This window comes from Streptomyces sp. NPDC000345, assembly GCF_042898825.1.
Classification (GTDB): domain Bacteria; phylum Actinomycetota; class Actinomycetes; order Streptomycetales; family Streptomycetaceae; genus Streptomyces.
The window spans coordinates 200,031-222,052 of record NZ_JBIAZE010000003.1 but is presented as its reverse complement, the minus strand read 5'-3'; the positions used below and the strand labels follow the sequence as shown (position 1 = coordinate 222,052).

General features: G+C 71.8%; 17 protein-coding genes and 2 pseudogenes. 7 read left to right on the top strand and 12 right to left on the bottom strand.

The genetic code is table 11. The features are described from left to right. Window positions 1-676: 676 nt before the first annotated feature. From ACFY30_RS08500 to ACFY30_RS08485, 4 genes and pseudogenes are all read right to left on the bottom strand, one after another. Window positions 677-1,606 carry a DMT family transporter gene (locus tag ACFY30_RS08500; protein ID WP_390844396.1) on the bottom strand — a complete coding sequence of 310 codons (930 nt, stop codon included), beginning with the start codon at window positions 1,604-1,606 and terminating at the stop codon, window positions 677-679. A 108-nt stretch (window positions 1,607-1,714) separates the two neighbouring features. Continuing rightward, window positions 1,715-3,820 carry an ABC transporter ATP-binding protein gene (locus ACFY30_RS08495; RefSeq protein ID WP_390844395.1) on the bottom strand — a complete coding sequence of 702 codons (2,106 nt, stop codon included), beginning with the start codon at window positions 3,818-3,820 and terminating at the stop codon, window positions 1,715-1,717. 97 nt (window positions 3,821-3,917) lie between these two features. Continuing rightward, window positions 3,918-4,043: a hypothetical protein gene (locus ACFY30_RS08490; RefSeq protein WP_390660422.1), complete on the bottom strand. Its 126-nt coding sequence runs from the start codon at window positions 4,041-4,043 to the stop codon at window positions 3,918-3,920. Between the two features lie 245 nt (window positions 4,044-4,288). Beyond that, window positions 4,289-7,248 (bottom strand): annotated as a pseudogene (locus ACFY30_RS08485) (FAD-binding and (Fe-S)-binding domain-containing protein). A 140-nt stretch (window positions 7,249-7,388) separates the two neighbouring features. On the opposite strand from ACFY30_RS08485, the gene serC reads away from it, so the two are divergent. Beyond that, window positions 7,389-8,507: a phosphoserine transaminase gene (gene serC, locus ACFY30_RS08480; RefSeq protein WP_390844394.1), complete on the top strand. Its 1,119-nt coding sequence runs from the start codon at window positions 7,389-7,391 to the stop codon at window positions 8,505-8,507. Between the two features lie 114 nt (window positions 8,508-8,621). Here serC and ACFY30_RS08475 read toward each other — a convergent pair whose 3' ends face one another. The 4 genes from ACFY30_RS08475 to ACFY30_RS08460 all read right to left on the bottom strand — a co-directional run bounded on the left by ACFY30_RS08475 (window position 8,622) and on the right by ACFY30_RS08460 (window position 14,271). Further along, window positions 8,622-10,211: an alpha/beta hydrolase gene (locus ACFY30_RS08475; protein WP_390844393.1), complete on the bottom strand. Its 1,590-nt coding sequence runs from the start codon at window positions 10,209-10,211 to the stop codon at window positions 8,622-8,624. A gap of 267 nt (window positions 10,212-10,478) precedes the next feature. Next, the gene (locus tag ACFY30_RS08470) at window positions 10,479-12,014 is read right to left on the bottom strand and encodes a cellulase family glycosylhydrolase (RefSeq protein WP_390844392.1); all 1,536 of its coding nucleotides are present in this window, start codon (window positions 12,012-12,014) and stop codon (window positions 10,479-10,481) included. A 158-nt stretch (window positions 12,015-12,172) separates the two neighbouring features. Then, window positions 12,173-13,039 carry a hypothetical protein gene (locus ACFY30_RS08465; protein WP_390844391.1) on the bottom strand — a complete coding sequence of 289 codons (867 nt, stop codon included), beginning with the start codon at window positions 13,037-13,039 and terminating at the stop codon, window positions 12,173-12,175. 176 nt (window positions 13,040-13,215) lie between these two features. Next, window positions 13,216-14,271 (bottom strand): WD40 repeat domain-containing protein, encoded by a 1,056-nt coding sequence (locus tag ACFY30_RS08460; protein WP_390844390.1) that lies wholly within the window; start codon window positions 14,269-14,271, stop codon window positions 13,216-13,218. Window positions 14,272-14,381: 110 nt separating this feature from the next. Here ACFY30_RS08460 and ACFY30_RS08455 point away from each other — a divergent pair, with 110 nt between their 5' ends. The 3 genes and pseudogenes from ACFY30_RS08455 to ACFY30_RS08445 all read left to right on the top strand — a co-directional run bounded on the left by ACFY30_RS08455 (window position 14,382) and on the right by ACFY30_RS08445 (window position 16,426). Next, window positions 14,382-15,056 carry a GDSL-type esterase/lipase family protein gene (locus ACFY30_RS08455; RefSeq protein WP_390844389.1) on the top strand — a complete coding sequence of 225 codons (675 nt, stop codon included), beginning with the start codon at window positions 14,382-14,384 and terminating at the stop codon, window positions 15,054-15,056. A gap of 59 nt (window positions 15,057-15,115) precedes the next feature. After that, window positions 15,116-15,385, top strand: a pseudogene (locus tag ACFY30_RS08450) (Uma2 family endonuclease); the annotation flags it as partial. A 48-nt stretch (window positions 15,386-15,433) separates the two neighbouring features. Then, window positions 15,434-16,426, top strand: a complete 993-nt coding sequence (locus ACFY30_RS08445; RefSeq protein WP_390844388.1) for an aldo/keto reductase — start codon at window positions 15,434-15,436, stop codon at window positions 16,424-16,426. Window positions 16,427-16,614: 188 nt separating this feature from the next. Here the strand turns inward: ACFY30_RS08445 and thpR are convergent, their stop codons facing one another. Next, a complete protein-coding gene (gene thpR, locus ACFY30_RS08440) occupies window positions 16,615-17,187 on the bottom strand; it encodes an RNA 2',3'-cyclic phosphodiesterase (protein WP_390844387.1) in 573 nt (190 codons plus the stop codon). A gap of 120 nt (window positions 17,188-17,307) precedes the next feature. Between thpR and ACFY30_RS08435 the strand changes: the two genes are divergently transcribed. After that, window positions 17,308-17,865, top strand: a complete 558-nt coding sequence (locus ACFY30_RS08435; protein WP_390844386.1) for a Uma2 family endonuclease — start codon at window positions 17,308-17,310, stop codon at window positions 17,863-17,865. A gap of 36 nt (window positions 17,866-17,901) precedes the next feature. Here ACFY30_RS08435 and ACFY30_RS08430 read toward each other — a convergent pair whose 3' ends face one another. Together ACFY30_RS08430 and ACFY30_RS08425 are read right to left on the bottom strand one after the other, a co-directional pair. Then, window positions 17,902-19,266, bottom strand: a complete 1,365-nt coding sequence (locus ACFY30_RS08430; protein WP_390844385.1) for an MFS transporter — start codon at window positions 19,264-19,266, stop codon at window positions 17,902-17,904. 25 nt (window positions 19,267-19,291) lie between these two features. Beyond that, a complete protein-coding gene (locus ACFY30_RS08425; RefSeq protein ID WP_340378038.1) occupies window positions 19,292-19,729 on the bottom strand; it encodes a MarR family transcriptional regulator in 438 nt (145 codons plus the stop codon). 155 nt (window positions 19,730-19,884) lie between these two features. Between ACFY30_RS08425 and ACFY30_RS08420 the strand changes: the two genes are divergently transcribed. Further along, a complete protein-coding gene (locus ACFY30_RS08420; RefSeq protein WP_390660434.1) occupies window positions 19,885-20,067 on the top strand; it encodes a ribbon-helix-helix protein, CopG family in 183 nt (60 codons plus the stop codon). Window positions 20,068-20,082: 15 nt separating this feature from the next. On the opposite strand, the gene ACFY30_RS08415 is transcribed toward ACFY30_RS08420, so the two are convergent. Continuing rightward, on the bottom strand, window positions 20,083-21,534 hold the full coding sequence (locus ACFY30_RS08415) for an NCS2 family permease (protein ID WP_390844384.1): 1,452 nt from the start codon (window positions 21,532-21,534) through the stop codon (window positions 20,083-20,085). 117 nt (window positions 21,535-21,651) lie between these two features. Here ACFY30_RS08415 and ACFY30_RS08410 point away from each other — a divergent pair, with 117 nt between their 5' ends. After that, window positions 21,652-21,984 (top strand): DUF2530 domain-containing protein, encoded by a 333-nt coding sequence (locus tag ACFY30_RS08410; RefSeq protein ID WP_390844383.1) that lies wholly within the window; start codon window positions 21,652-21,654, stop codon window positions 21,982-21,984. The last annotated feature ends 38 nt before the right edge of the window (window positions 21,985-22,022 follow it).

Genomic DNA, 22,022 nt, shown 5'->3' with positions numbered 1-22,022 from the left:
GCTTGCAGGCGCCGGGCGACGAGCCGGCTCTCCGAGCGGGCGACGGGCCAGCCGACCTTGAGATGCGACGGACGACTGGCTTGAAAGGTCGACAGGACAGCGGGCCCAGCAGGGCGACAAGTGCGCCGTCAGGCGCGCAGCACCACCCTGCCCAGGCCACACAGGCCCGGGCGGCCAGCCCCTCGCACGCCCGGGCGGACGACTGCACGCCGTGCGCAGACGGTCTGGAGGGCTGCGGTGCGACCAGCCCGGTGGACTGAAAGAGCAGTCGGCCGGAGGGCCGACAGGGCAGCTGACCTTGAGAGGTGACGGGCGACCGGCCGGGAGGGTGGGCGGCCTGCGGAGCGACGAGCGACCGGCCCGGAGCCGACGGTCGGCCGCGCTACAGGGTGACAGCGCGGCCGACCAGCGGGGCGACCGGCATGGAAGGGCGCGCGCAACCAGCCCGGAGAGGCGACAGGTAGCCCGCCGGGAGAGGCGACCGGCCCGGAAGGGCGCGGGTCGCCCCTGAAGGGCGACCGGCAGCCGACCCGAGGGGCGACGGGCAGGCCGGCCCGGCGGGGCGACCGGGAGCCAGCCCGGAGGGGCGACCGGCAGGGCGGCCCGTGGCGGGGGCAGGGCGGCCCGTGGCGGGGGATGGTGGATCGGGCGGGCGGGCCGGGGTGGAGGGTGTCGGTCAGGCGGCCGGGGGTGCCGGCTTTCTCCGGCCGACCTGGGTCCGCACGGCGCCCATGCTCGCCGCGATCACCAGGCCGATCGCGGCCGCCTCCAGCAGCGACAGCGTCTGTCCGAGGATCAGGAAGCCGGCGGTGGCGGCGAGGGCCGGTTCGAGGCTCATGAGGATCGCGAAGGTGGAGGCGGGCAGGCGGCGCAGGGCGAGGAGTTCGAGGGTGTACGGGAGGACGGAGGAGAGCATCGCCACCGCCGCCCCCAGGCCCAGCGTCACCGGGTCGGCCAGCTTCGCCCCCGACTCCGCGAGGCCCAGGGGAAGGAAGAGCAGCGCGCCGACCGCCATGGCCAGGGCGAGCCCGTCGGCCTGGGGGAAGCGGCGGCCCGTGCGGGCGCTGAAGACGATGTACGCCGCCCACATGGCGCCGGCGCCCAGCGCGAAGGCGACCCCCGACGGGTCGAGATCCCCGAAGCCTCCGCCGCCGAGCAGGAAGACGCCCGTGAGCGCCAGGGCGGCCCAGACCAGGTTCAGCGCACGGCGCGAGGCGAGAACCGACAGGGTCAGCGGGCCGAGCACCTCCAGCGTCACCGCCAGACCCAGCGGGATGCGGGCGACGGCCTGGTAGAAGAGGCCGTTCATCGCGGCCATGGAGACGCCGAAGACGATCACCGTCCCCCAGTCCGTCCGGGAGTGGCCGCGCAGCCGGGGGCGGCAGACGACGAGCAGGACGACCGCCGCCACGAGCAACCGCAGCGCCACGACGCCCAGCGCCCCGGCCCTCGGCATCAGCGTCACCGCCAGCGCGCCCCCGAACTGCACCGAAACACCTCCGGCGAGCACCAGGCCGACGGGGCCGAGGGAGCCGAAGCGGCCGGAGGCGCCCTGCGGGGCGGAGGTGGCGACGGGGGCTGCGGTGGCGGCTTCTGGGGTGGTCACGGGCGGTCCAGGGGTTCGTTCGTCCATCACGGTGAACTTTCGAGTCCACAGTAATGGACCTCGTCAGGTGTGTGAACCCGTTATGCCTCTGTCTCGGGCTGTGAGACGTCAGATGCCGGACGCCCAGTACGTCTCGTCACGGAACAGAGGGCGGCCGTCGGCGAGGGTCGTGGGGACGGCACCGTAACTTCCGTGGGCTCCCTGAGCCTCGTAGTCCGGGTGGGCCGCCCAGGGCTGCGCGTCGGGCGCGTACCCGTACCCGTCCACGTACCCGTGGCCGTACCCCTCGCCGTACCCGTACGTCCCGCCGTACCCGTTCGCGTCGCCGTACCCGTTCGCGTCGCCGTGTCCCGGCGCGTACGCCACGGGCGCGGGCGGTTCCACGAACAGCGGCAGCCGCAGTTCGCCCGTGTCCATCACCGCGTTGTTCTGGGAGCGGTGCAGACGGGCGTAGGCGCCGCCCCTCGCCAGCAGTTCCTCGTGCCGGCCCGTTTCCACGATCCGTCCGGCGTCGACGACCAGGATGCGGTCGGCGTCGGGAGCGAGGTTCAGGTCGTGCGTGATCATGATGGTCGTACGGCCGGCCATCAGGCGCCGCAGGGGCTTCACGATCCGCCGGGCCGCGATCGAGTCCAGCCCCGTCGTCGGCTCGTCGAGGACCAGGACCGGTGCGTCCCGCAGGATCGCCCGGGCGATCGCGAGGCGCTGGAGCTGGCCGCCGGACAGCCGCGCCGAGCCCGGGTCGATCTTCGTGTCGTAGCCCTCGGGCAGCTTGACGACGAAGTCGTGGGCGTCGGCCGCCCGCGCCGCCTCCTCGATCGCCTGGTCGCTCGCGCCGGGCCGCCCGCAGGCGATGTTCGCGCGGACGGTGTCGTGCAGGACGAGCGTCTCCTGCGGCAGCAGGGTCACGTACTCCCGCAGCCGCGCCAGCGGGAAGTCCCGCACGGGCACGCCGTCCAGCAGCACCTCGCCCGCGTCGGGATCGTAGAACCGCAGCAGCAGCTTCGACACCGTGGACTTGCCGGCGCCGCTCGGCCCGGTGATGATCACCAGCTCGCCCGGGCGGACGGTGAAGGTCAGTCCCTCCAGGGCCGTACGGTCCGCGCCGGGGTAGCGGAAGGAGACGTCCCGCACCTCGACCGTGCCGTCCGGGCGGCCGGGGGCCTCGACGCCGCGCCGGGGGTCCGTCACCGACGGCCGTACGTCCAGGATCTCGATCAGCCGCTCCGCCCCCGCCGTCGCCGCCGTGATCGTCAGGCCCAGCTGGGCGAGCCCCCGCACCGGCGGGTACAGGTAGCCGAGGAAGGCCGCGAAGGCGAGCAGCTGGCCGAGGGTCATCCGCCCGGTGGAGATCTCCCAGGCGCCGATGCCGATCACCGCGAGGACGCACACCGTCTCGATGACCTGCACGAGCTGCTCGTAGGCCTCGTTCAGACGGGTCGAGCGGACGGACGCGCGGAACCAGGAGCTCGCCTCCTCGCCGAGCCTGCGGCGCTCGGCGTCCCGCCGGTCGTACGCCTGCGTCAGCACGATGTTGCCGAGGGACTCCTCGACCACCGAGGTGATCGCGCCGTCGGCGACCCGGCCCTCCCGGGAGACGTCCTTGATGGAGCCGGAGAAGCGGCGGGCGGCCAGCCAGAAGAGGGGGGCGAGGACGAAGGTGGCGGCGGCCAGGTCCCAGCGCAGCCAGAAGGCGGCGGCCGCGTAGAACAACGCGCTGAAGGCCGCCGAGGCGGCGCCGACCAGGCCCGAGACCACCATCGTCTCGATGGCCTCGACGTCACTCGTCAGCCGGGACAGCAGGTCGCCCTGGCGGTGGCGCTGGAAGAAGTGCGGAGGCAACTGCTGCACATGGTCGAAGACGTGCTCGCGCAGCCGCATCACGAAGCGTTCGGTCGCCCAGGCGGCCAGGGAGTTGCCGGCGTAGGCGACGACCGCACCGGCCACGGCGACCCCCAGCCATTTCACGGCGGGTGTCCAGAACGCGGCGAGCGAGCCCTCCCGGAGGGCGTTGTCGGTGAGGTCGCCGAAGAGCAGGATGGCCTCGGTCTCGGCGAGCGCGGCGAGGATCGTGCACACCCAGACGATCATCAGCCATTTTCTGAGTCCCTTGGCCAGCGGCCAGAAACGACGGAACGCGGTCCGGGCGGGAATGGTGGGGGTGTCGTATTCGGATTCGTACCCGGAATCTTCGTTCTCGAGTTCGCCGTCCATTTCGCAACCACTCCCTTTCGCTTCGACTCTCCCCCTTTTCAAGAGCGAAGGGGCCGACGGTGCACCATCGGCCCCTTTTCAGCATTTCAGCGAGGGATCAGCCGTCCTGGCGGGGAACCGGCGGCTGGGGCTGATGCTTCTTCTTCGCCTTCGGCTTCGGCGGAGGCGGGAGCTGCTTCGACTTGGGCTTGGGGGGCAGCGGGGCAAGCTTCTTGAAGCTCATTCCAACTCCTTGCGGGGATTGCGCTGTGCTTTCGTCGTCTCGGGCTTTCCGCGTCCGGCTCCCGACATCGAGAAACTTACACGCTTCTCATCTCCGCGAACGGCAAAAAGAGCAAAGGAGCGCTGTGAATACCCTTGGAGTAGCTGGCAATTGCTTGAGTGAGCCGTGGAACCCGGGCAGCCCGGGGAAGCCGGGCCGCCGGGGAAGCCGGGCCGGCCGGGCACCGGCCCGCCCTCACCCGGGCGTCATCCCCGCTCCCCCGCCGGCCCGTCCTCCAGCCCGTCCACCGCCCCGTCCGCCGGCGCTTCCCCCAGCCCGTCCGCCAGCACCTCCGCCAGGTGGCGCCCCCGCACCCCCGCCAGCTGCTCCAGCTGTGTGCGGCAGGAGAAGCCGTCCGCGAGCACGGCCGAGTCCGGCGGAGCGCTCCGCACGGCGGGCAGCAGCTGCTCCTCCGCGCACGCCACCGACACCTCGAAGTGCCCTTTCCCGAAGCCGAAGTCGCCCGCGAGGCCGCAGCAGCCGCCGCTGAGCTCCCCGGTGAGACCGGCGGCCTCGCGCAGCCGCCGGTCGGGCGCGTCGCCGAGCACCGCGTGCTGGTGACAGTGCGTCTGGCCGGCCACGGGACGGTCCAGGCGCGGCGGGACCCAGTCCGGGGCGTGCCGCTCCAGCGTCTCCGCGAAGGTCAGCACCCGCCCCGCGAGCCGCTGCGCGCGCGGGTCGTCGGGCAGCAGCCCGGGCAGGTCGGTGCGCAGGGCGGCGGCACAGCTCGGCTCCAGGACGACGACCGGTGCGGCCGTCTCCAGCACCGGTTCCATCAGGTCCAGGGTCCGGCGCAGCACCGCGCGCGCGTGGTCGAGCTGGCCGGTGGAGACGTACGTCAGCCCGCAGCAGACCCGGTCCCGGCGGGCGGTCAGCAGCGCCGCCGCGCTCCTCGTCCGCCCGTCGCCCACCGGCCGCCCGCGCATCCGCAGGGTCGGCGGCAACACCACCCGCAGCCCGGCCGCCTCCAGCACCCGTACGGCCGCCCGGCCGACGGAGGGCGAGAGATGCTCGGTGAACGTGTCGGGCCACAGGACGACCGGCTCACCCCCGCCGGCGGCGCGCGCGGGCCGCCGCCGCCACCAGCGGCTGAACGTCTCCCCGGCCAGCCGGGGGATCGCCCGCTCCCCCGCGATCCCGCCGGCCCGCTTCACCGCCCACGCCAGGGGCCGCACCCGCGCGAGGGCGTTCACGAGCCCCGTCGCGCGCGTGCGGGACGCCAGCGCAGCCACAGGGGGAGCCGGCCCATCGCGTAGTGGGCGGCGGGGCGGCGCCGGCCCGCGTAGTGGTGGTGCAGGAACTCGGCCTTGTACGTGGCCATGTCGACCCCGACCGGGCAGTCCGACCGGCAGCCCTTGCAGGACAGGCACAGGTCCAGCGCGTCCCGCACCTCCGGCGAGCGCCAGCCGCCGGTGACCACCTCACCGGCGAGCATCTCGTGCAGCAGGCGGGCACGCCCGCGTGTGGAGTGCGCCTCCTCGCCCGTCGCGCGGAACGACGGGCACATCACGGCGGGCCCGCTCGCCGTCGTCGTACGGCACTTGGCGACGCCCACGCAGCGGCGGACGGCCGCCGAGAAGTCGCCGCCGTCGGAGGGGTAGCCGAAGGCCACCGGGACGGGCTCGCGGGGAAGCACCGAGAAGCGCAGACCGGTGTCCAGGGGCGCGGGGCGCACCAGCATGCCGGGGTTGAGCAGGTCGTCGGGATCCCACACACGCTTCGCCCGCCCGAACAGGGCGACCATCGGCTCCCCGTACATCCTCGGCAGCAGCTCGGCCCGCGCCTGTCCGTCGCCGTGCTCCCCGGACAGCGAGCCGCCGTGGGCGACCACCAGGTCGGCGAGCTCCTCCGAGAAGCGGCGGAAGCGGCCGATGCCCGGCTCCGTCAGCAGGTCGAAGTCGATCCGGACGTGGACGCAGCCGTCGCCGAAGTGGCCGTACGGCGTCCCGCGCAGGCCGTGCGAGGCGAGCAGCGCCCGGAAGTCCCGCAGGTAGGCGCCGAGCCGGGCCGGCGGTACCGCGCAGTCCTCCCAGCCGGGCCAGGCCTCGGAGCCGTCCGGCATGCGGGTCGCCGTTCCGCTCGCGTCCTCGCGGATGCGCCACAGGGCGCGCTGCCCGGCCGGGTCCGTGACGATCAGGGAGTCCACGGCGTCCGGGGCCGACCGCACGACCGCCCGCGCCCGCGCGTGTGCCTCGCTCTCCGTCTCCCCGCCCGTCTCCACGAACAGCCAGGCCCCGCCCCGGGGCAGCCCGGCCGCCGCCCCGGCCGGCACCAGGTCCGCCGCCATGCCCTCCACCGTCAGCGGCCCGCTCCCGCTGCCGGCTCCGCCCGCACGGGCCGCCCCCGCCGCCGCCAGTCCGGCCGCCGCCTCGGCCGCGCCGCTCTCGTCGCCGTAGCCGAGCACGGCGAGCGCACGCGCGCGGGGGGCCTCGACGAGCCGGACGACCGCCTCCGTCAGCACGCCCAGCGTGCCCTCCGAGCCGCAGAAGGAGCGGGCCACGTCGACGCCCTTCTCGGGCAGCAGCGCGTCCAGCGCATAGCCCGAGATACGGCGGGGCAGTTCGGGGAAGCCGGTCCGCAGCAGCGCCAGATCCCCCTCGACGAGCTCCCGCAGCCCCTCCGGCGCCCCGGCCCACCCCTGCCCGAGCCGCAGCCGCCGTCCGCGCGCGGTGACGACCCGCAGCTCGCGCACACTGTCCGCGGTCGTCCCCCACGCCACCGAGTGCGAGCCGCACGAGTTGTTGCCGATCATCCCGCCGAGCGTGCAGCGGCTGTGCGTGGACGGGTCGGGGCCGAAGCGCAGGCCGTGGGGGGCGGCGGCCTCCTGGAGGCGGTCCAGGACGAGCCCGGGCTGTACGACGGCCGTGCGCGCCTCCGGGTCCAGGGCGACCAACCGGTTCATGTACCGGGTGAAGTCCAGCACCACGCCCGTGCCCGTCGCCTGTCCCGCGATCGACGTGCCCCCGCCCCGGGCGACGACCGGCACCCCGTGCGCCCGGCAGACCTCCAGGGCGGCGCTCACGTCGTCGGCGTCCCGGGGGGCGACGACGCCGAGGGGGACGCGGCGGTAGTTCGACGCGTCCATGGTGACCAGCGCCCGGGAGGTGACGTCGAAGCCGACGTCACCCCGGACGGCCTTGCGCAGCTCGGCCTCAAGATCCGTCATGTCTTCAGCAAACCAGCATGCGTACGCGCCTTCACGCCTCCGGCGGGGCCGCCCTGAAGAAACGGTCCGCCCAGCGAAACGCCGTCTCAGCCGACGGACGAGGTTTCGCCGAGGTTTCCTCCACCGGCTAACCTCCCTGCGTGGCTGAGATCCAGATTCCCTCTGACATCAAGCCCGCGGACGGACGTTTCGGCGCGGGTCCCTCCAAGGTGCGGACGGAGGCGCTGGACGCCCTCGCCGCGACCGGAACCTCCCTCCTCGGCACCTCTCACCGGCAGGCTCCCGTCAAGAACCTGGTCGGCAGGGTGCGCGAGGGCATCTCCGAGCTGTTCTCCCTGCCCGAGGGCTACGAGGTCGTCCTCGGCAACGGCGGTTCCACCGCGTTCTGGGACGTGGCGACCCACGGCCTGATCGAGAACAAGTCGCAGCACCTCACGTTCGGTGAGTTCTCCTCGAAGTTCGCGAAGGCCGCCAAGCTCGCCCCCTGGCTGGCCGAGCCCACCGTCGTCTCCTCCGACCCGGGCACGCACCCCGAGCCGCGGGCCGAGGCCGGCGTCGACGTCTACGCCTTCACCCACAACGAGACCTCCACCGGTGTCGCCGCCCCGCTCAGGCGCGTCGAGGGCGCCGACGAAGGCGCGCTGGTCCTGGTGGACGCCACCTCCGGCGCCGGCGGCCTCCCGGTCGACATCACCGAGACGGACGTCTACTACTTCGCCCCGCAGAAGTCCTTCGCCTCCGACGGCGGTCTGTGGATCGGCGTGTTCTCCCCGGCCGCGATCGAGCGCGCCGAGCGGATCCACGCGTCGGGCCGTCACATCCCGGAGTTCTTCTCGCTCCCGACCGCGATCGACAACTCGCGCAAGAACCAGACGTACAACACCCCGGCCCTCGCCACCCTCTTCCTGCTGAACGAGCAGCTGGAGTGGATCAACGGCCAGGGCGGCCTCGCCTGGTCCACGGCCCGTACGAAGGACTCCTCGACCCGCCTGTACAGCTGGGCCGAGGAGTCGAAGCACGCCACCCCGTTCGTCACCGACCCGGCCAAGCGCTCCCAGGTCATCGGCACGATCGACTTCTCGGACGAGATCGACGCCGCCGCGATCGCCAAGGCCCTGCGCGCCAACGGCATCGTCGACACCGAGCCCTACCGCAAGCTCGGCCGCAACCAGCTGCGGGTCGCGATGTTCCCGGCGATCGACCCGGCGGACGTCGAGGCGCTCACGAAGTGCGTCGACTACGTGATCGAGAAGCTCTGACCACAGCGTCTGTACGGTGACGAGGGGCGCCCGGCGGATCACCGCGGGCGCCCCTCGGCACGCCCGGCGAGCACCGGGCGTGCCTCATCCGCCGGCTCGGCGGCGGTCCGTCACTCAGCCGCGGATACCGACCAGCCCGTGCAGGGCGTCGGCGGGCGCCGCGCCGGCCGCCTCGTTCGAGGCCAGGGCGGAGTTCGCCGTGCTCGCCGGCTTGGGGTCGGCGGTCTTCTGGCAGACGGCGTCGGCAACGCCGCTGCCGCGCGGCACCGTGCCGTCGGTGAGGTACTTCGCCAGGTACTTGTCCAGGCAGGTGTTGCCGCTCAGCGTGATGCCGTGGTTGCCGCCGCCCTGCTCGACCACCAGGCTGGAGTGCTTGAGCAGACGGTGGGCGGTGACACCGCCCTGGTACGGGGTGGCCGCGTCGTCCGTCGCCTGGAACAGCAGGACCGGCGGGAGCTTGCTGTTGGCGACGCTCACCGGCTTCAGCGTCTTCGTGGGCCAGTAGGCGCACGGCGCGTTGTACCAGGCGTTGTTCCAGGCCATGAACGGGGCCTTGGAGTACACGGCCCAGTTGTCCTTGCGCCACTGCTTCCAGTCGCGCGGCCAGGAGACGTCACGGCACTGCACGGCGGTGTAGACGCTGTAGCCGTTGTCGCCGGAGGCGTCGATGGCCGCGATGCCCTCGTAGGCCTTGACCAGCGGGGCGGCGTTCTTGTCGTTCACGTAGGCGGCGAACGCCGAGGCGAGGGTGGGCCAGTAGCCGTTGTAGTACCCGCCGGGGATGAAGGTGTCCTCCAGCTCGGAGGCGCCCACCTTGCCGCCGGCCGGCTTCTTGGCGAGCTCCGCCCGCATCGCGTACCACTTCGCCTCGATGGCGGCCGGGTCGGTGCCCAGCTTGTACGTGCTGTCGTATTTGGCGATCCACGCCATCAGCGCCTTGTGGCGGGCGTCGAAGGCGTAGTCCTGGGAGATGTTGGCGTCGTACCAGACCCCGTTCGGGTCGACGATCGAGTCCAGCACCAGACGGCGCACCCGGGTCGGGAAGAGCTTGGCGTAGACCTGGCCCAGGTAGGTGCCGTACGAGTAACCGAAGTAGTTGATCTTCTTGGCGCCGAGCGCCTTGCGGATCTGGTCCATGTCCTTCACGGCGCTGACCGTGTTGATGTACGGCAGGACGTCCGCGTACTTGGTACCGCAGGCCTTGGCGAAGGACTTGGCGCGCGAGAGGTTGGCCTTCTCGATCGCGGAGGTGCTGGGCACGGAATCCGGGCGGACCGGGTTGAAGTAGCCCGGCTTGCAGTCGAGGGCGGGCTTGCTCTTGCCCACGCCGCGCGGGTCGAAGCCGATGACGTCGTACTGGGCGGCGACCGTCTTGGGCAGCGAGGACGCGACGAACCCGGCGAGGCTCAGCCCGCTGCCCCCGGGGCCACCGGGGTTGACCAGCAGGGGGCCCTGGTACTTCCGCGCGGTGTGCGGAACGCGGGACAGGGCCAGGGTTATCTTCCGGCCCTGCGGCTTGGCGTAGTCGAGCGGCACCTTCACCGACGCGCACTGCAGGGTCGGGTAGTCCTCGGTGGCGCACTTCTTCCAGGTGACCCTCGCCGCCTGGGCGGACTGCGACGAGGCGGCCTCCGCCGGGACGGCGGTGAGCGACCCGGCGAGGACGACGGTGGCACCACAGAGCACGGCTGTGCTTCTTCTCATGAAGTTCCTTCACACCATGGGGGGTTGGGCAGGACCGGAAGGATCACGATCCTGGCCGGATCCTTCCGGAGAAGCACGCCCGGATGAAGGTTCTGGACGGAAGATTTGGAAGTGATTTGATCCACAGGGCCCCGACAGGGACCGAAAGGCCACCACACACCGCCGAGCCGGCACACTCCGCCGAGCCGGCGCGCTCACCACGGAGCCGTGCGGCGAAGGGCCACCGAGGCAGGGTGCCCGGCGTCCGGAACGCCGGGCGCCCTTCGTTCACGCCGCCGTGCAGCTCACACTCGGTGCCGATCCGCCGCCCGGCGCGGCACCGAAGCCGAAGCTCGCCGAACCGCCCGCCGGCACGGCGCCGTTGTGGGAGGCGTTCACGGCCGTCACGGCCCCGCCGGACTGCGTGTACGCGGCGTTCCAGACGCTGGTGATCCGCTGCGAGCCGCTCCAGGTCCAGGTGACCTTCCATGAACTGATCGCGGTCGTCCCGGTGTTGGTCACCTTCACCTCGGCGTTGAAGCCGCTGCCCCAGTCGCTGCTGACGGTGTAGGAGGCCGAGCAGGCGGCCGTGCTCCCGCCTCCGCCCCCTCCGCCGCCGGAGCCGGTGCCGGGGAAGCCCGGCGCCTTGACGCTCGCCAGGTACCCGTCCTTCACCGTGTCCACGGTCTGCCAGTCGTCCTTGAGGATCCCGCCCGTGTCACCGGAGTTGGGGTTCCAGGACCAGAAGGTCCAGTGGAAGGAGTCGGCGCCGTACGCCGAGGTCGGGCGCAGATAGCTCACCAGCGCGGCCAGCCACTGCTGGTCGACCGTCGCCTGCAGGGTCGTACCGAACTCGCCCACCCACACGGGCGCGATGTTCTGCTTGAAGATGTAGCCCCAGTACTTGTCCCAGATCCCCGGCATGTTGGCGGGGAAGGACGGGTCGCTGAACCAGCTCTGCTGGGCCACGCTCGTGGCGTAGTCGTGGGCCGAGTACACCACCCGGTCGGGCACGTCCAGCCGCACCGGGTACTGCGCGACGCCCATGAGGTTGCCGCCCCACCAGCCGGAGACGCCGTTGAAGGTCTGCACGCCCTCGACGAAGATCAGCAGATCGGGGTTGACCGACAGGACGGCGTTGCCGGCCCGCTGCGCCGCCAGCCGCCAGTCCGTGGCCGTGTCGCCGCAGCCCCAGCAGGCCGGGTCGTGCGGCTCGTTGTGCAGGTCGATGCCCACGACCGTGTCCTGGCCGCGGTAACGGGCCGCCAGTGCCTTGAGGTTGGTGATCCAGGTCGACTCCGGCACGGCCGAGGTGTACCAGAGCGCCGACTGCCCGCCCGCGTCCGGGCGGTGCCGGTCGAGGATGACCTTCAGGCCGTCCTGGCCGGCGTACGAGACGAGCTTGTCCAGCACCCCCAGCGGGCTGAGCCCTTGCAGGTCGGCGTTCTTCCCGCCGCTGAAGTCGATGCTGTTGGGGACGGTCGAGCTCTTGAAGATGTCGTCGCTGTACGGGATGCGGATCGTGTTGTAGCCCAGCGACTTCATCTGGTCGATCATGCTCTTGTAGTCGCGGGACCAGAGACCGTGGACGACGTAGTTGCCGGTCTCGAAGCCGAACCAGTTGATCCCGGCGATCCGGACCGGCTGCCCGGCGGCGTCGAGGATCTGGCGGCCGCTGGTGTGCCAGTAGCCGGCACCGGCGTCGGCCGCGGCGGCGTCAGTCGCGGCGGCGCCGGCCGCGTGGGCGGACTGCGCGCCCGCCGCCAGGGGGAGCAGCAGGGCCGCGACGGCGGCGCACAGCGCTCTGCGGAGGTTGCGGAACATGGCGTTGCTTCCTCTCGGGGGCGGCGCGGGCCCGGAACATGGGAGCGCTCCCATACACCGCGCACCCTCCAGGAAACTGAGATGCCATGAGCGCGTCAAGGAGGGCGGCAGAGGAGAGCGGAGGCGGCGGCACCGTGGCGGTGCCGCCGCCCGGGGCGTCAGGGCGCGGGCTCGTACAGCTCGGCGTCGATGTCGTCGATCTCCCCGGTCCCCGAGACGTCCGCGGTGACCCGCACCGGCGAGATCGGGTGCGGCGGGACGATCGGGTGGGGCGGCACGAACAGGGCGATCTCCAGGAAGGTCGGGAAGACGGTCAGGGGGGTGATCGGGCCGGGCGGGTACGAGACCCTGTCGACGTCCGCGCCGACGAACAGATACGTCGTGCCGGTCGTCTGCCCGACGCCCGTGGTGTGGTTCAGCGAGCTGATGATCCGTGCCGTGCCGCCGCCGCCCGGCCTCGTCGTGGTGACGACGGTGACGTCGATCGCGCCGGTGACGTCGATCTGCTCCGAGTCGCCGGTGATCTGGCCGCTCAGCGGCACCCGCTCGGAACGCCAGTGCACGAACTGGCCCGCCTGGGCCGCCTCGCCCACCAGGCCCGCCTTGCCCACCAGGCCCGGCTGAGCCGCCATGGCCGCCTGGGCCGCCGGGGTCGCCGCAGCCGCCGGGATCACCGCAGCCGCCGGGGTCACCTGGCCCACCTGCACTGCCTCGGCCGCCTGGCCCGCCTTGCCCACCGGGGCGGGGGCCACCTGGGCCACCTTGTGCACCGGGGTCACCTGGCCCACCAGGGCCGCCGGGACCGCCGTGCCCACCAGGGCCGGCGGGACCACCTGGCCCGCCTGGCTCATGTGACCCGCCTGGGCCGCCGCGCTCACGTGGCCCGCCGGGCCCGCCGAGCTCACCTGGCCCGCCTGAGCCGCCTCCGCCGCCTCGGCGGTGGTGAGTGCCAGGGGGACCGCCAGTCCCAGGGCGGCGACGAGGGGGCACAGCTTTCTTGCGGCACGTATGGCATGACCGCGCATCGGGTCTCCCATCGGTGAGAGCGGGACCGCGTCTTCGAGGCCGCCCCCGTCCCGCGAGACACCTCAGCCTGACCGGGCGACCGGGCGCCTGTCGCGCGCGACGGGGCGGACGGGTGACACGGCCTCACGGTCCGGGCCGGACGGCGCCCCGCCCGGCCCGGACCGCCCCGGAGGGATCAGTTGCGGCGCAGCAGCCGGCGGAAGCCGAAGACGGCGGCGGCGACGGCGGCCAGGGCGAGGGCACCGAGCTTGACGTTGCCCGCGGCCGCCGAGGACCCGGACCCCTCGGACGAGGAGCCCTCGGAACTTGCTCCCCCGGAGGGCGACTTGGAGCCGCTGCCGGCGGGCGCGTCCTCCGCCACCACGGAACTCCCGGATCCCTCACTGCCGTACATGAGCTTGCTGCCGTCGGCGGAGTAGCTGAGCGACTCCCCCTGCCGTTGCAGGGGCACGTCGAGCCGGCCCTCGCGTTTGATGTCGCCGTCGTTCCAGTCGTAGGAGATGCCGCCGAAGTAGCCGCGCACGGCGAGCCGGCTGCCGTCCGGGGAGAAGGCGGCGTCGGTGGCCCACAGGTCGACGGCGGCGGTGCGCCTGAAGACGTTCTTCCCCTGGGTGGAGAGGGTCGCCGGGCCCTCGTACAGGTGCCCGCCGTCCTCGTTCTTGTCGATGATGTACACCCGCCCGGTCCTGGGGTGCACCACGAGCGACTCGGCGTCGCGGGCGCCGTCCTCGTACGTGACGACGTACTGCGTGGCGCGGACGGTCCGGTCGGTGAGCGTCTTCGGCTCGGGCAGCCGGTAGACCCAGACGTACTGCCAGCCGCCGCCGAGGTTGTCGCCGATGTCACCGACGTAGATCTGGTTGTCGGGGCCGATGGAGACGGCCTCGACGTCACGCGGGGTGCCGACGCCGGTGAGGGTGAGCCGGGCGACCGTCTTCCCGGTCGCGCTGTCGACGGCGTAGAGGTAGGGGCCGTCGTCGCTGTCGTTGTGCGTCCAGTAGATGCCGGGGTGCTGGCGTGAGGCGGCGAGGCCGCTGGACTCGGTGATGCGCGGGTCCTCGATGGTGAACCCCTGGTCGCCCTTGCCCTCGGCGGCGGAGGCGGGCACGGCGAAGGCGCCCACGAGGAGGGTCACGGCGAGGAGGGCTCCGGCTCGGCTGGTGACTCCGGCACGGCGGGCGGCTCCGGCACGGCGGGCGGCTCCGGCACGGCGGGCGAAGGGTCGGCGCATGCACTCAAGCCTGCCATCCCGCCCGGGCGTTCCCGACGAGGGCGGCGGCCGTGGCCAGCCTCACACCCCGTCGGCTCCTGTGATCGTCCCCGATCCCCCATCATGAGCGGATGCTCAGGTTCATGCCCGTAGGCGACTCGATGACGATCGGCAGCTCGGGCGAACACACGTGGCGCTACCGTCTGTGGCAGCACCTGTGCGCCACCTACGGCGGTCCGTTCACCCTGGTCGGTCCCCGCGAGACGCTCTACGACAAGACCACGGACGCCCCGACGTCGTACGCGTACGCCGACCCCGGCTTCCCCCGCGCCCACCTGGCCGGCTGGGGCGAGGGCTGGCTGCACATGGTCCCGCTGATCGGCGATGCCGTCCGCGGGTCACGGGCGGACGTACTGCTCGTCTCCCTGGGCCTGATCGACCTCGGCTTCTACACCAACGCGGAACAGACCGACGAGAACGCACGGGCCTTCGTGGCCGAGGCCCGCACGGCCAACCCGCGGATCCGCATGGTCTGGCTCCCGGTGATCCCGAACGTCCGCGCCGCCAACGACCCGCCCTTCGCCACCCAGGTCGCCCTGTTCAACGAGCTGCTCGCGAAGACCGCCGCGGACCTCGACGAGCCGGCCTCCCCGATCCTCATGGCCTCGGTCCCGGAGGCCTGGGACATCCACACCGACACCTACGACGGCACCCACCCGAACGCCGCCGGCGAGCACCGGCTGGCGGCGGCCTTCGCGGAGGCGATGCACCAGGGGTGGGGGCTGGGCGGGGAGTACGCGGCCTGACGTCTGGCACATGCCCGCGTCCCCTCGTGTCCCGGTGACCGTGCGTATCGTTGTACCGCTGGCGTCACGAGGACGTCGAGTTCGTCGCCGAGGTCATCTCCCAGGGCACGGCCGCCAACGACTACGGCCCGAAGAAGACCGCCTACGCGGTCGCCGAGGTCCCCGTCTACCTCATCGCGGATCCCTACCAGGGCCGGTGCTTCGTCTACACGGACCCCAAGGACGGTCGCTACGTCACCAGCACGAGGGTCGACTTCGGCGGCGACGTCCACCTGGCGGGTACCGTCGTCGACCTCACCCTGAAGACCGACGGCTTCCCCTGCGACTGACCGGTTCCCCTTGCCTGGAGCGCACTCCAAGCCGTTGGCTTGTGCTTCATGAAGTACACGCAGCTCGGACGTACCGGACTCAAGGTCAGCCGACTCGTCCTCGGCACCATGAACTTCGGCCCGCAGACCGACGAAGCCGACTCCCACGCGATCATGGACGCGGCGCTGGACGCGGGCATCAACTTCTTCGACACCGCGAACGTGTACGGCTGGGGCGAGAACAAGGGCCGTACCGAGACGATCATCGGGAACTGGTTCGCGAAGGGCGGCGAGCGGCGCGACAAGGTCGTCCTCGCCACCAAGGTGTACGGCAACATGACCGCCGACGGCGACGCCTGGCCCAACCACGACAAGCTCTCCGCGCTCAACATCCGGCGGGCCGTCGACGCCTCGCTGAAGCGGCTGCAGACCGACCACATCGACCTGTACCAGTTCCACCACGTCGACCGCAGCACTCCCTTCGAGGAGATCTGGCAGGCCATCGACGTCCTGGTGCAGCAGGGGAAGATCCTCTACGCCGGGTCCTCGAACTTCCCCGGCTACAAGATCGCCCAGGCCAACGAGGCCGCCGCCCGGCGCGGCGGCACGATCGGCCTGGTCAGCGAGCAGTGCCTGTACAACCTCGCCGAGCGCCGCGCCGAGATGGAGGTCATCCCGGCCGCCCAGGAGTACGGGCTCGGGGTCATCCCGTGGTCGCCGCTGCACGGCGGGCTGCTGGGCGGGGTCATCAAGAAGGAGGCCGAGGGCGGCCGCCGGGCGTCGGGGCGGGCCGCCGACACCCTCGCCGACCCCGCCGCACGTGCCCGGATCCAGGCGTACGAGGACCTCCTGGAGAAGCACGGCGTGGAACCCGGCGAGGCGGCGCTGGCCTGGCTGCTCACCCGGCCGGGCGTGACCGGCCCGATCGTCGGCCCGCGCACGGCGGAACAGCTCGACTCCGCGGTCCGCGCCGTCGGGCTGGAGCTCTCCGAGGACCTGCTGACCGGCCTGGACGAGATCTTCCCGGGCCCGGGCCCGTCCCCGGAGGCCTTCGCCTGGTAGCAGGGTGACCGCAGCTCTCAGGTGCGCGGGGAACCACGCGACCCGCCGCGACCCGGCGCACGCGCGGTTCCCCGGCGCTCCCGCCCGGTCTACTTACCGAGCGCGGCAGCCAGGGCCACGACGACGAACATCAGCACGAGCGCACCGGCCATGATCCGGTTCCTGGTCTTCGGGTCCACACACCGAGCCTAACCGGCTGCGCCGAGTGCCCAGCGCCCGACCGGCTCGTAGCGGGGCTGCTCCCCCGGCACCCCGGACCTCGGCAGGTTGCTGCGGACCAGCACCAGCTCCCGCACCGTCCAGGTACGGCCCTCGAAGGCGTGCAGGGCCTCGACGTACGGCCGTGCGTCCACCGCGTCGCGGCTGCGGGCGAGGGTGAGGTGCGCCTTGTAGCGGCGGTGCTCGCCCAGGTCCAGGCCCGCCTTCCGGGCCGCCGCCTCGGCCCGGCCGGCGAGGAGCCCCAGGGCCCGCAGGTCCCCGCCCGCCCCCGCCCACAGCGCCCGCCCGTGCCCGAACTGTCCCCCGCCCCGCAGGGACAGCTCGAAGGGGGCGCTCCGGTGTGCCGCCCGCTCCAGCCGGGCCGACAGGTCCGGTACCACCCCGTCGTCGGCCTCGCCGTAGAAGGCGAGCGTGAAGTGCCAGCCGGGGCGGCCGGTCCAGCGCAGGCCGTCCGCGCCGGGCAGCCCCCGCAACCGGGCGACGTGGGCGGCGAGTTCGTCGGCGGCATCGTCCGGCGGGAGCACGGCGGCGAAGAGTCTCATGCCGCCAGTCTGCCGGGCGTCGCATGTCACCGTGCGTATCGTCGTACTGCGCGGCGGTACTCGTCCATGGGGCCGCCGGGGAGGAGCGCCACGACGACCGTCACCGAGGACAGGATCACGATGGCCGAGGAAAGCGGCGAGCTGTCCCTGGACGTCATGTTCGAGTGGCTCGAGAAGATGCCCATCCCCGAGGGAACGAAGGTTGAGATCGTCGGGGGAAACGTCTTCATGTCACCGCAACGGCAGAATCACTGGGAGATCATCTCGGCCGTCTTCGAGCAGTTGCGGTGCAGGTATCCCCGCAAGCGGCTCGCGTCCGACCTGCGCATCGACTTCCCTGGTCACCTGAACGGTTTCGCGTGCGGCATGGCGGCCATGGCCGACCGCTCGGTGAGGGACGGCCAGGGACGCTGGCGCTACCAGGACGTCGAGTTCGTGGCGGTCGTCTCCAAGGACACGGCAGCGAACGCCTACGGGCCGAAGAAGCTCGCCTACGCCACCGCCGAGGTCCCGGTCTACCTCATCGCGGACCCCTACAAGGGCCGGTGCTACCTCTACACCCATCCCAAAGAAGGCGACCACGTCACACGGACGAAGATCGACTTCGGCGACGACATCGACCTCAGCGGCACCGTCGTCGGCCTGGTTCTCAAGACCGACGAGTTCCCCCGCGACTGACCACCGCGTCCGGACCCCCGCGACCGACCGGGGCGGTCAGACCGCCGCGGTCAGCTCCTCCCGTCGCTCCCGCGGCACGAACCGCACCCGTGGATGCCCGTGGTTCCAGCCCACCGACAGGCGCAGGTCGCCGACGCGGGCCAGGATCAGGCCGATGGTGACGGCGGCCGCCGCGGCGATCGCGCCGCCCACCGCGAGGCCGGCGCGGACGCCGTACGCGTCGGTGATCCAGCCCGCGATCGGCGCGCCGACCGGGGAGCCGCCGAGGAAGACCATCATGTAGAGGGCCATGACGCGGCCGCGCATGGCCGGGTCGGTGCCCATCTGGATGCTGGTGTTGGCGGTGACGTTGACGGTCATGCCGAACATGCCGATCGGGGCCATGAGGAGGGCGAAGAGCCACAGCGAGGGGGCTCCCGCGGCGACGATCTCCACCGCGCCGAAGGCCACCGCCGCCGCGATCAGGACCCGCATCCGGGCCGTGCCGCGCCGGGCGGCGAGCAGGGCGCCGGCCAGGGAGCCGACCGCCATCAGCGTGTTGAAGAGGCTGTAGGAGCCGGCGCCGGCGTGGAAGACGTCGTCGGCGAAGGCGGAGAGGTAGACGGGGAAGTTGAAGCCGAAGGTGCCGACGAACCCGACCAGGACGATGGTCCAGATCAGGTCGGGGCGGCCGGCCACGTAGTGCAGTCCCTCCCGCAGCTGGCCCTTGCCGCGCGGAGCGCGCTCGACGACGTGCAGTTCCCGCGCCCGCATCAGCAGCAGGCCCGCGATGGGCGCGACGAAGGACAGGCCGTTGAAGAGGAACGCCCAGCCGGTGCCCACGCCGGTGATCATCACGCCGGCGACGGCGGGGCCGACGAGGCGGGCGGACTGGAAGTTCGCGGAGTTCAGGCTGACCGCGTTCTGCAGCTGGTCCGGGCCGACCATCTCGGAGACGAAGGACTGACGGGCCGGGTTGTCGACGACCGTGGCGAGGCCGACGGCGAAGGCGACCAGGTAGACGTGCCAGACCTGGACGTGTCCGGAGAGGGTGAGCGCGGCCAGCACGACGCCGGTGACGGCCATCGCGGACTGGGTGACGAGCAGCGCGCGGCGCTTGGGCAGGCGGTCGACGAGGACGCCGCCGTAGAGGCCGAAGAAGAGCATCGGCAGGAACTGCAGGGCCGTCGTGACGCCGACGGCCGTGGCGGAGCCGGTGAGGCTGAGGACCAGCCAGTCCTGGGCGATGCGCTGCATCCAGGTGCCGATGTTGGAGACGACCTGGCCGGCGAAGAACAGGCGGTAGTTCCTGACCTTCAGGGAGCTGAACATGGAGGACGGGCGGGCACCCCCGGACGGGCCGGGGGGAGAGTCGTGGGTGGTCGGTGCGGGGGCGGAGTCTGCTCCGGATCCCGTACTCAAAGGGGTTCGCCTCCTCGTGAAACGCTTACAGGTGTGCGAGCTTCTCCAGCACGGGGGCGGCGGCGCGCAGTTTCGCCCACTCGTCCTCGTCGAGGCCGTCCACCAGGGTGGCCAGGAAGGCGTTCCGCTTGCGGCGGCTCTCCTCGAGCATGGCCTCGGCCTGCTCGGTCCTGGTGACGACCTTCTGGCGCCGGTCCTCGGGGTGCGGCTCCAGCCGGACCAGGCCCTTGGCCTCCAGCAGTGCCACGATGCGGGTCATCGAGGGCGGCTGGACGTGCTCCTTGCGGGCGAGCTCGCCCGGGGTGGCGCTGCCGCAGAGGGACAGGGTGCCGAGCACCGACATCTCGGTGGGGCTCAGCGACTCGTCGACCCGCTGGTGCTTGAGCCGGCGGGACAACCGCATCACGGCGGAGCGGAGCGAGTTCACGGCGGCTGCGTCGTCGCCATGGGTCAGGTCAGGCATGTTCTTTAACTTAACTCATTACTCTCGCTAAAGACCACTGGAACGCGTCCCGGATGCCCGTGACGCCCGCCACTGAACCCCCTTATCACTCATACGGGTGATAGGAGCGCGGAACGGCACACCCCACCCCGAACCGTGCCACGACCCTCGTACCCATGGGGACCACTGTGCTCAGCCTGCGGATAGACCACGAACTGCTCGAACGGCTCCGGCAGCACGCCGCCAAACGCGGAATGAGCGTCCAGGACTATGTCGTCCGGACGCTCATTCGCGATGACTTCGACGAGCGGTTCCAGACCGCCGTCGAGGAGACGGAGAAGTTCTACGGGCTCACCTGACCCGGGTCACGGCCGTCAGGTCAGACCGAGGGCCGGCATCAGGTAGTAGAACCCGAAGACGGCGGAGACCACGTACATCGGGACCGGGATCTCGCGGCCCCGGCCCGCCGCCAGACGCAGCAGGACGAAGGCGATGAAGCCCATGCCGATGCCGTTGGTGATCGAGTAGGTGAACGGCATCATCACCATCGTGATGAAGGCCGGCATGGCGATCGTGTAGTCGGCCCAGTCGATCTCCTTGACCGAGTTCGCCAGGATCAGGAAGCCCACCGCGAGCAGCGCGGGGGTGGCGGCCTGGGACGGGACCATCGTGGCGACCGGCGTGAGGAACAGCGCGACGGCGAAGAGGCCGCCCGTGACGAGGTTCGCGAAGCCGGTGCGGGCGCCCTCGCCGACACCGGCCGTGGACTCCACGAACGCGGTGGTGGCGGAGGAGGAGCTGGCGCCGCCGGCGGCGACGGCGAGTCCGTCGACGAAGAGCACCTTGTTGATGCCGGGCATCTCGCCCCGGGCGTTGGTCAGCCTGGCCTCGTCGGAGACGCCCATGATCGTGCCCATCGCGTCGAAGAAGCACGACAGCAGGACCGTGAAGACGAACAGGACGCCGGTCAGCACGCCGACCTTGCCGAAGCCGCCGAAGAGGCTGACCTCGCCGATCAGCCCGAAGTCGGGGGTGGCCACGGGGTTGCCGGGCCACTCGGGGGTGGTCAGGCCCCAGGACGGGACGGTCGCGACCGCGTTGATGATCAGCGCGAGGACGGTCATCGCGACGATGGAGATCAGGATCGCGCCGGGCACCTTGCGGACGATCAGGGCCAGCGTCAGCAGGGCGCCCAGGATGAACACCAGGACCGGCCAGCCGGTGAGGTGGCCGTCGGCGCCGAGCTGGAGCGGGACGGTGGTGTGGGCGGCGTCCGGGATGCGGGAGACGAAGCCGGAGTCGACCAGTCCGATCAGCATGATGAACAGGCCGATACCGATCGAGATCGCCTTGCGCAGGCCGAAGGGGACGGCGTTCATGACGCGCTCCCGCAGACCGGTCGCCACCAGGAGCATGACGACGAAACCGGCCAGGACGACCATGCCCATGGCGTCGGGCCAGGACATGCGGGGCGCGAGCTGGAGCGCGACCACCGAGTTCACGCCGAGGCCGGCGGCCAGCGCGATCGGCACATTGCCGATGACGCCCATGAGCAGCGTGGTGAAGGCCGCGGTGACACAGGTGGCGGTGACCAGCTGACCGTTGTCGAGCTGGTGACCGTACATGTCCTTGGCACTGCTGAGGATGATCGGGTTCAGCACGATGATGTAGGCCATCGCGAAGAAGGTGGCGAAACCGCCGCGGATCTCGCGGGACAGCGTGCTGCCGCGCTCGGAGATCTTGAAGTGGCGGTCGAGTGCGCCGTAGGCGGGCCTGGCTCCCGGCTGTTCAGGGGCGGGGACCTTGGCGGGGGCCGAGGTGGGCATGTTGTTGGTGGTTCCTACGAAGAGAAGTGGTCAGACGCAAACCGTTTCAGTATGAACATATAACGCTGTGATCGGCCATCTCCGCGCGTAGATGTGACCACCTCGTAAGCTGTCCCCATGGCGAAGTGGACACCCAAGCATGAGGCGCCCGAGCCCCTGGAGGGGCCCGTGGTCCCGGTCATCACCGGCGGCACGATCATCTGGTTCGTCCTCTTCCTCGTACAGCTCCCCTTCTACGGCTGGTTCGACGACCACGGCCATCTGTGGTGGCTGTGGACCTGCCTGGCCGGGAGCGCGCTGGGCCTCCTCGGCATCCGGATCACCCGCCGGCGCGACGCGGCGATCAAGCGGGCCCGGGCGGCGGCACCCGAGGGCGAGCGGGCGGAGCGGTCCGAGACGGCGGAGGAGACCGAGCGGGCGGAGAAGTCCGGGCAGGCTCCCGCCGAGTAGCCGTACGACCGGCGTACTACCCCCGTCCTCCCCCTCCT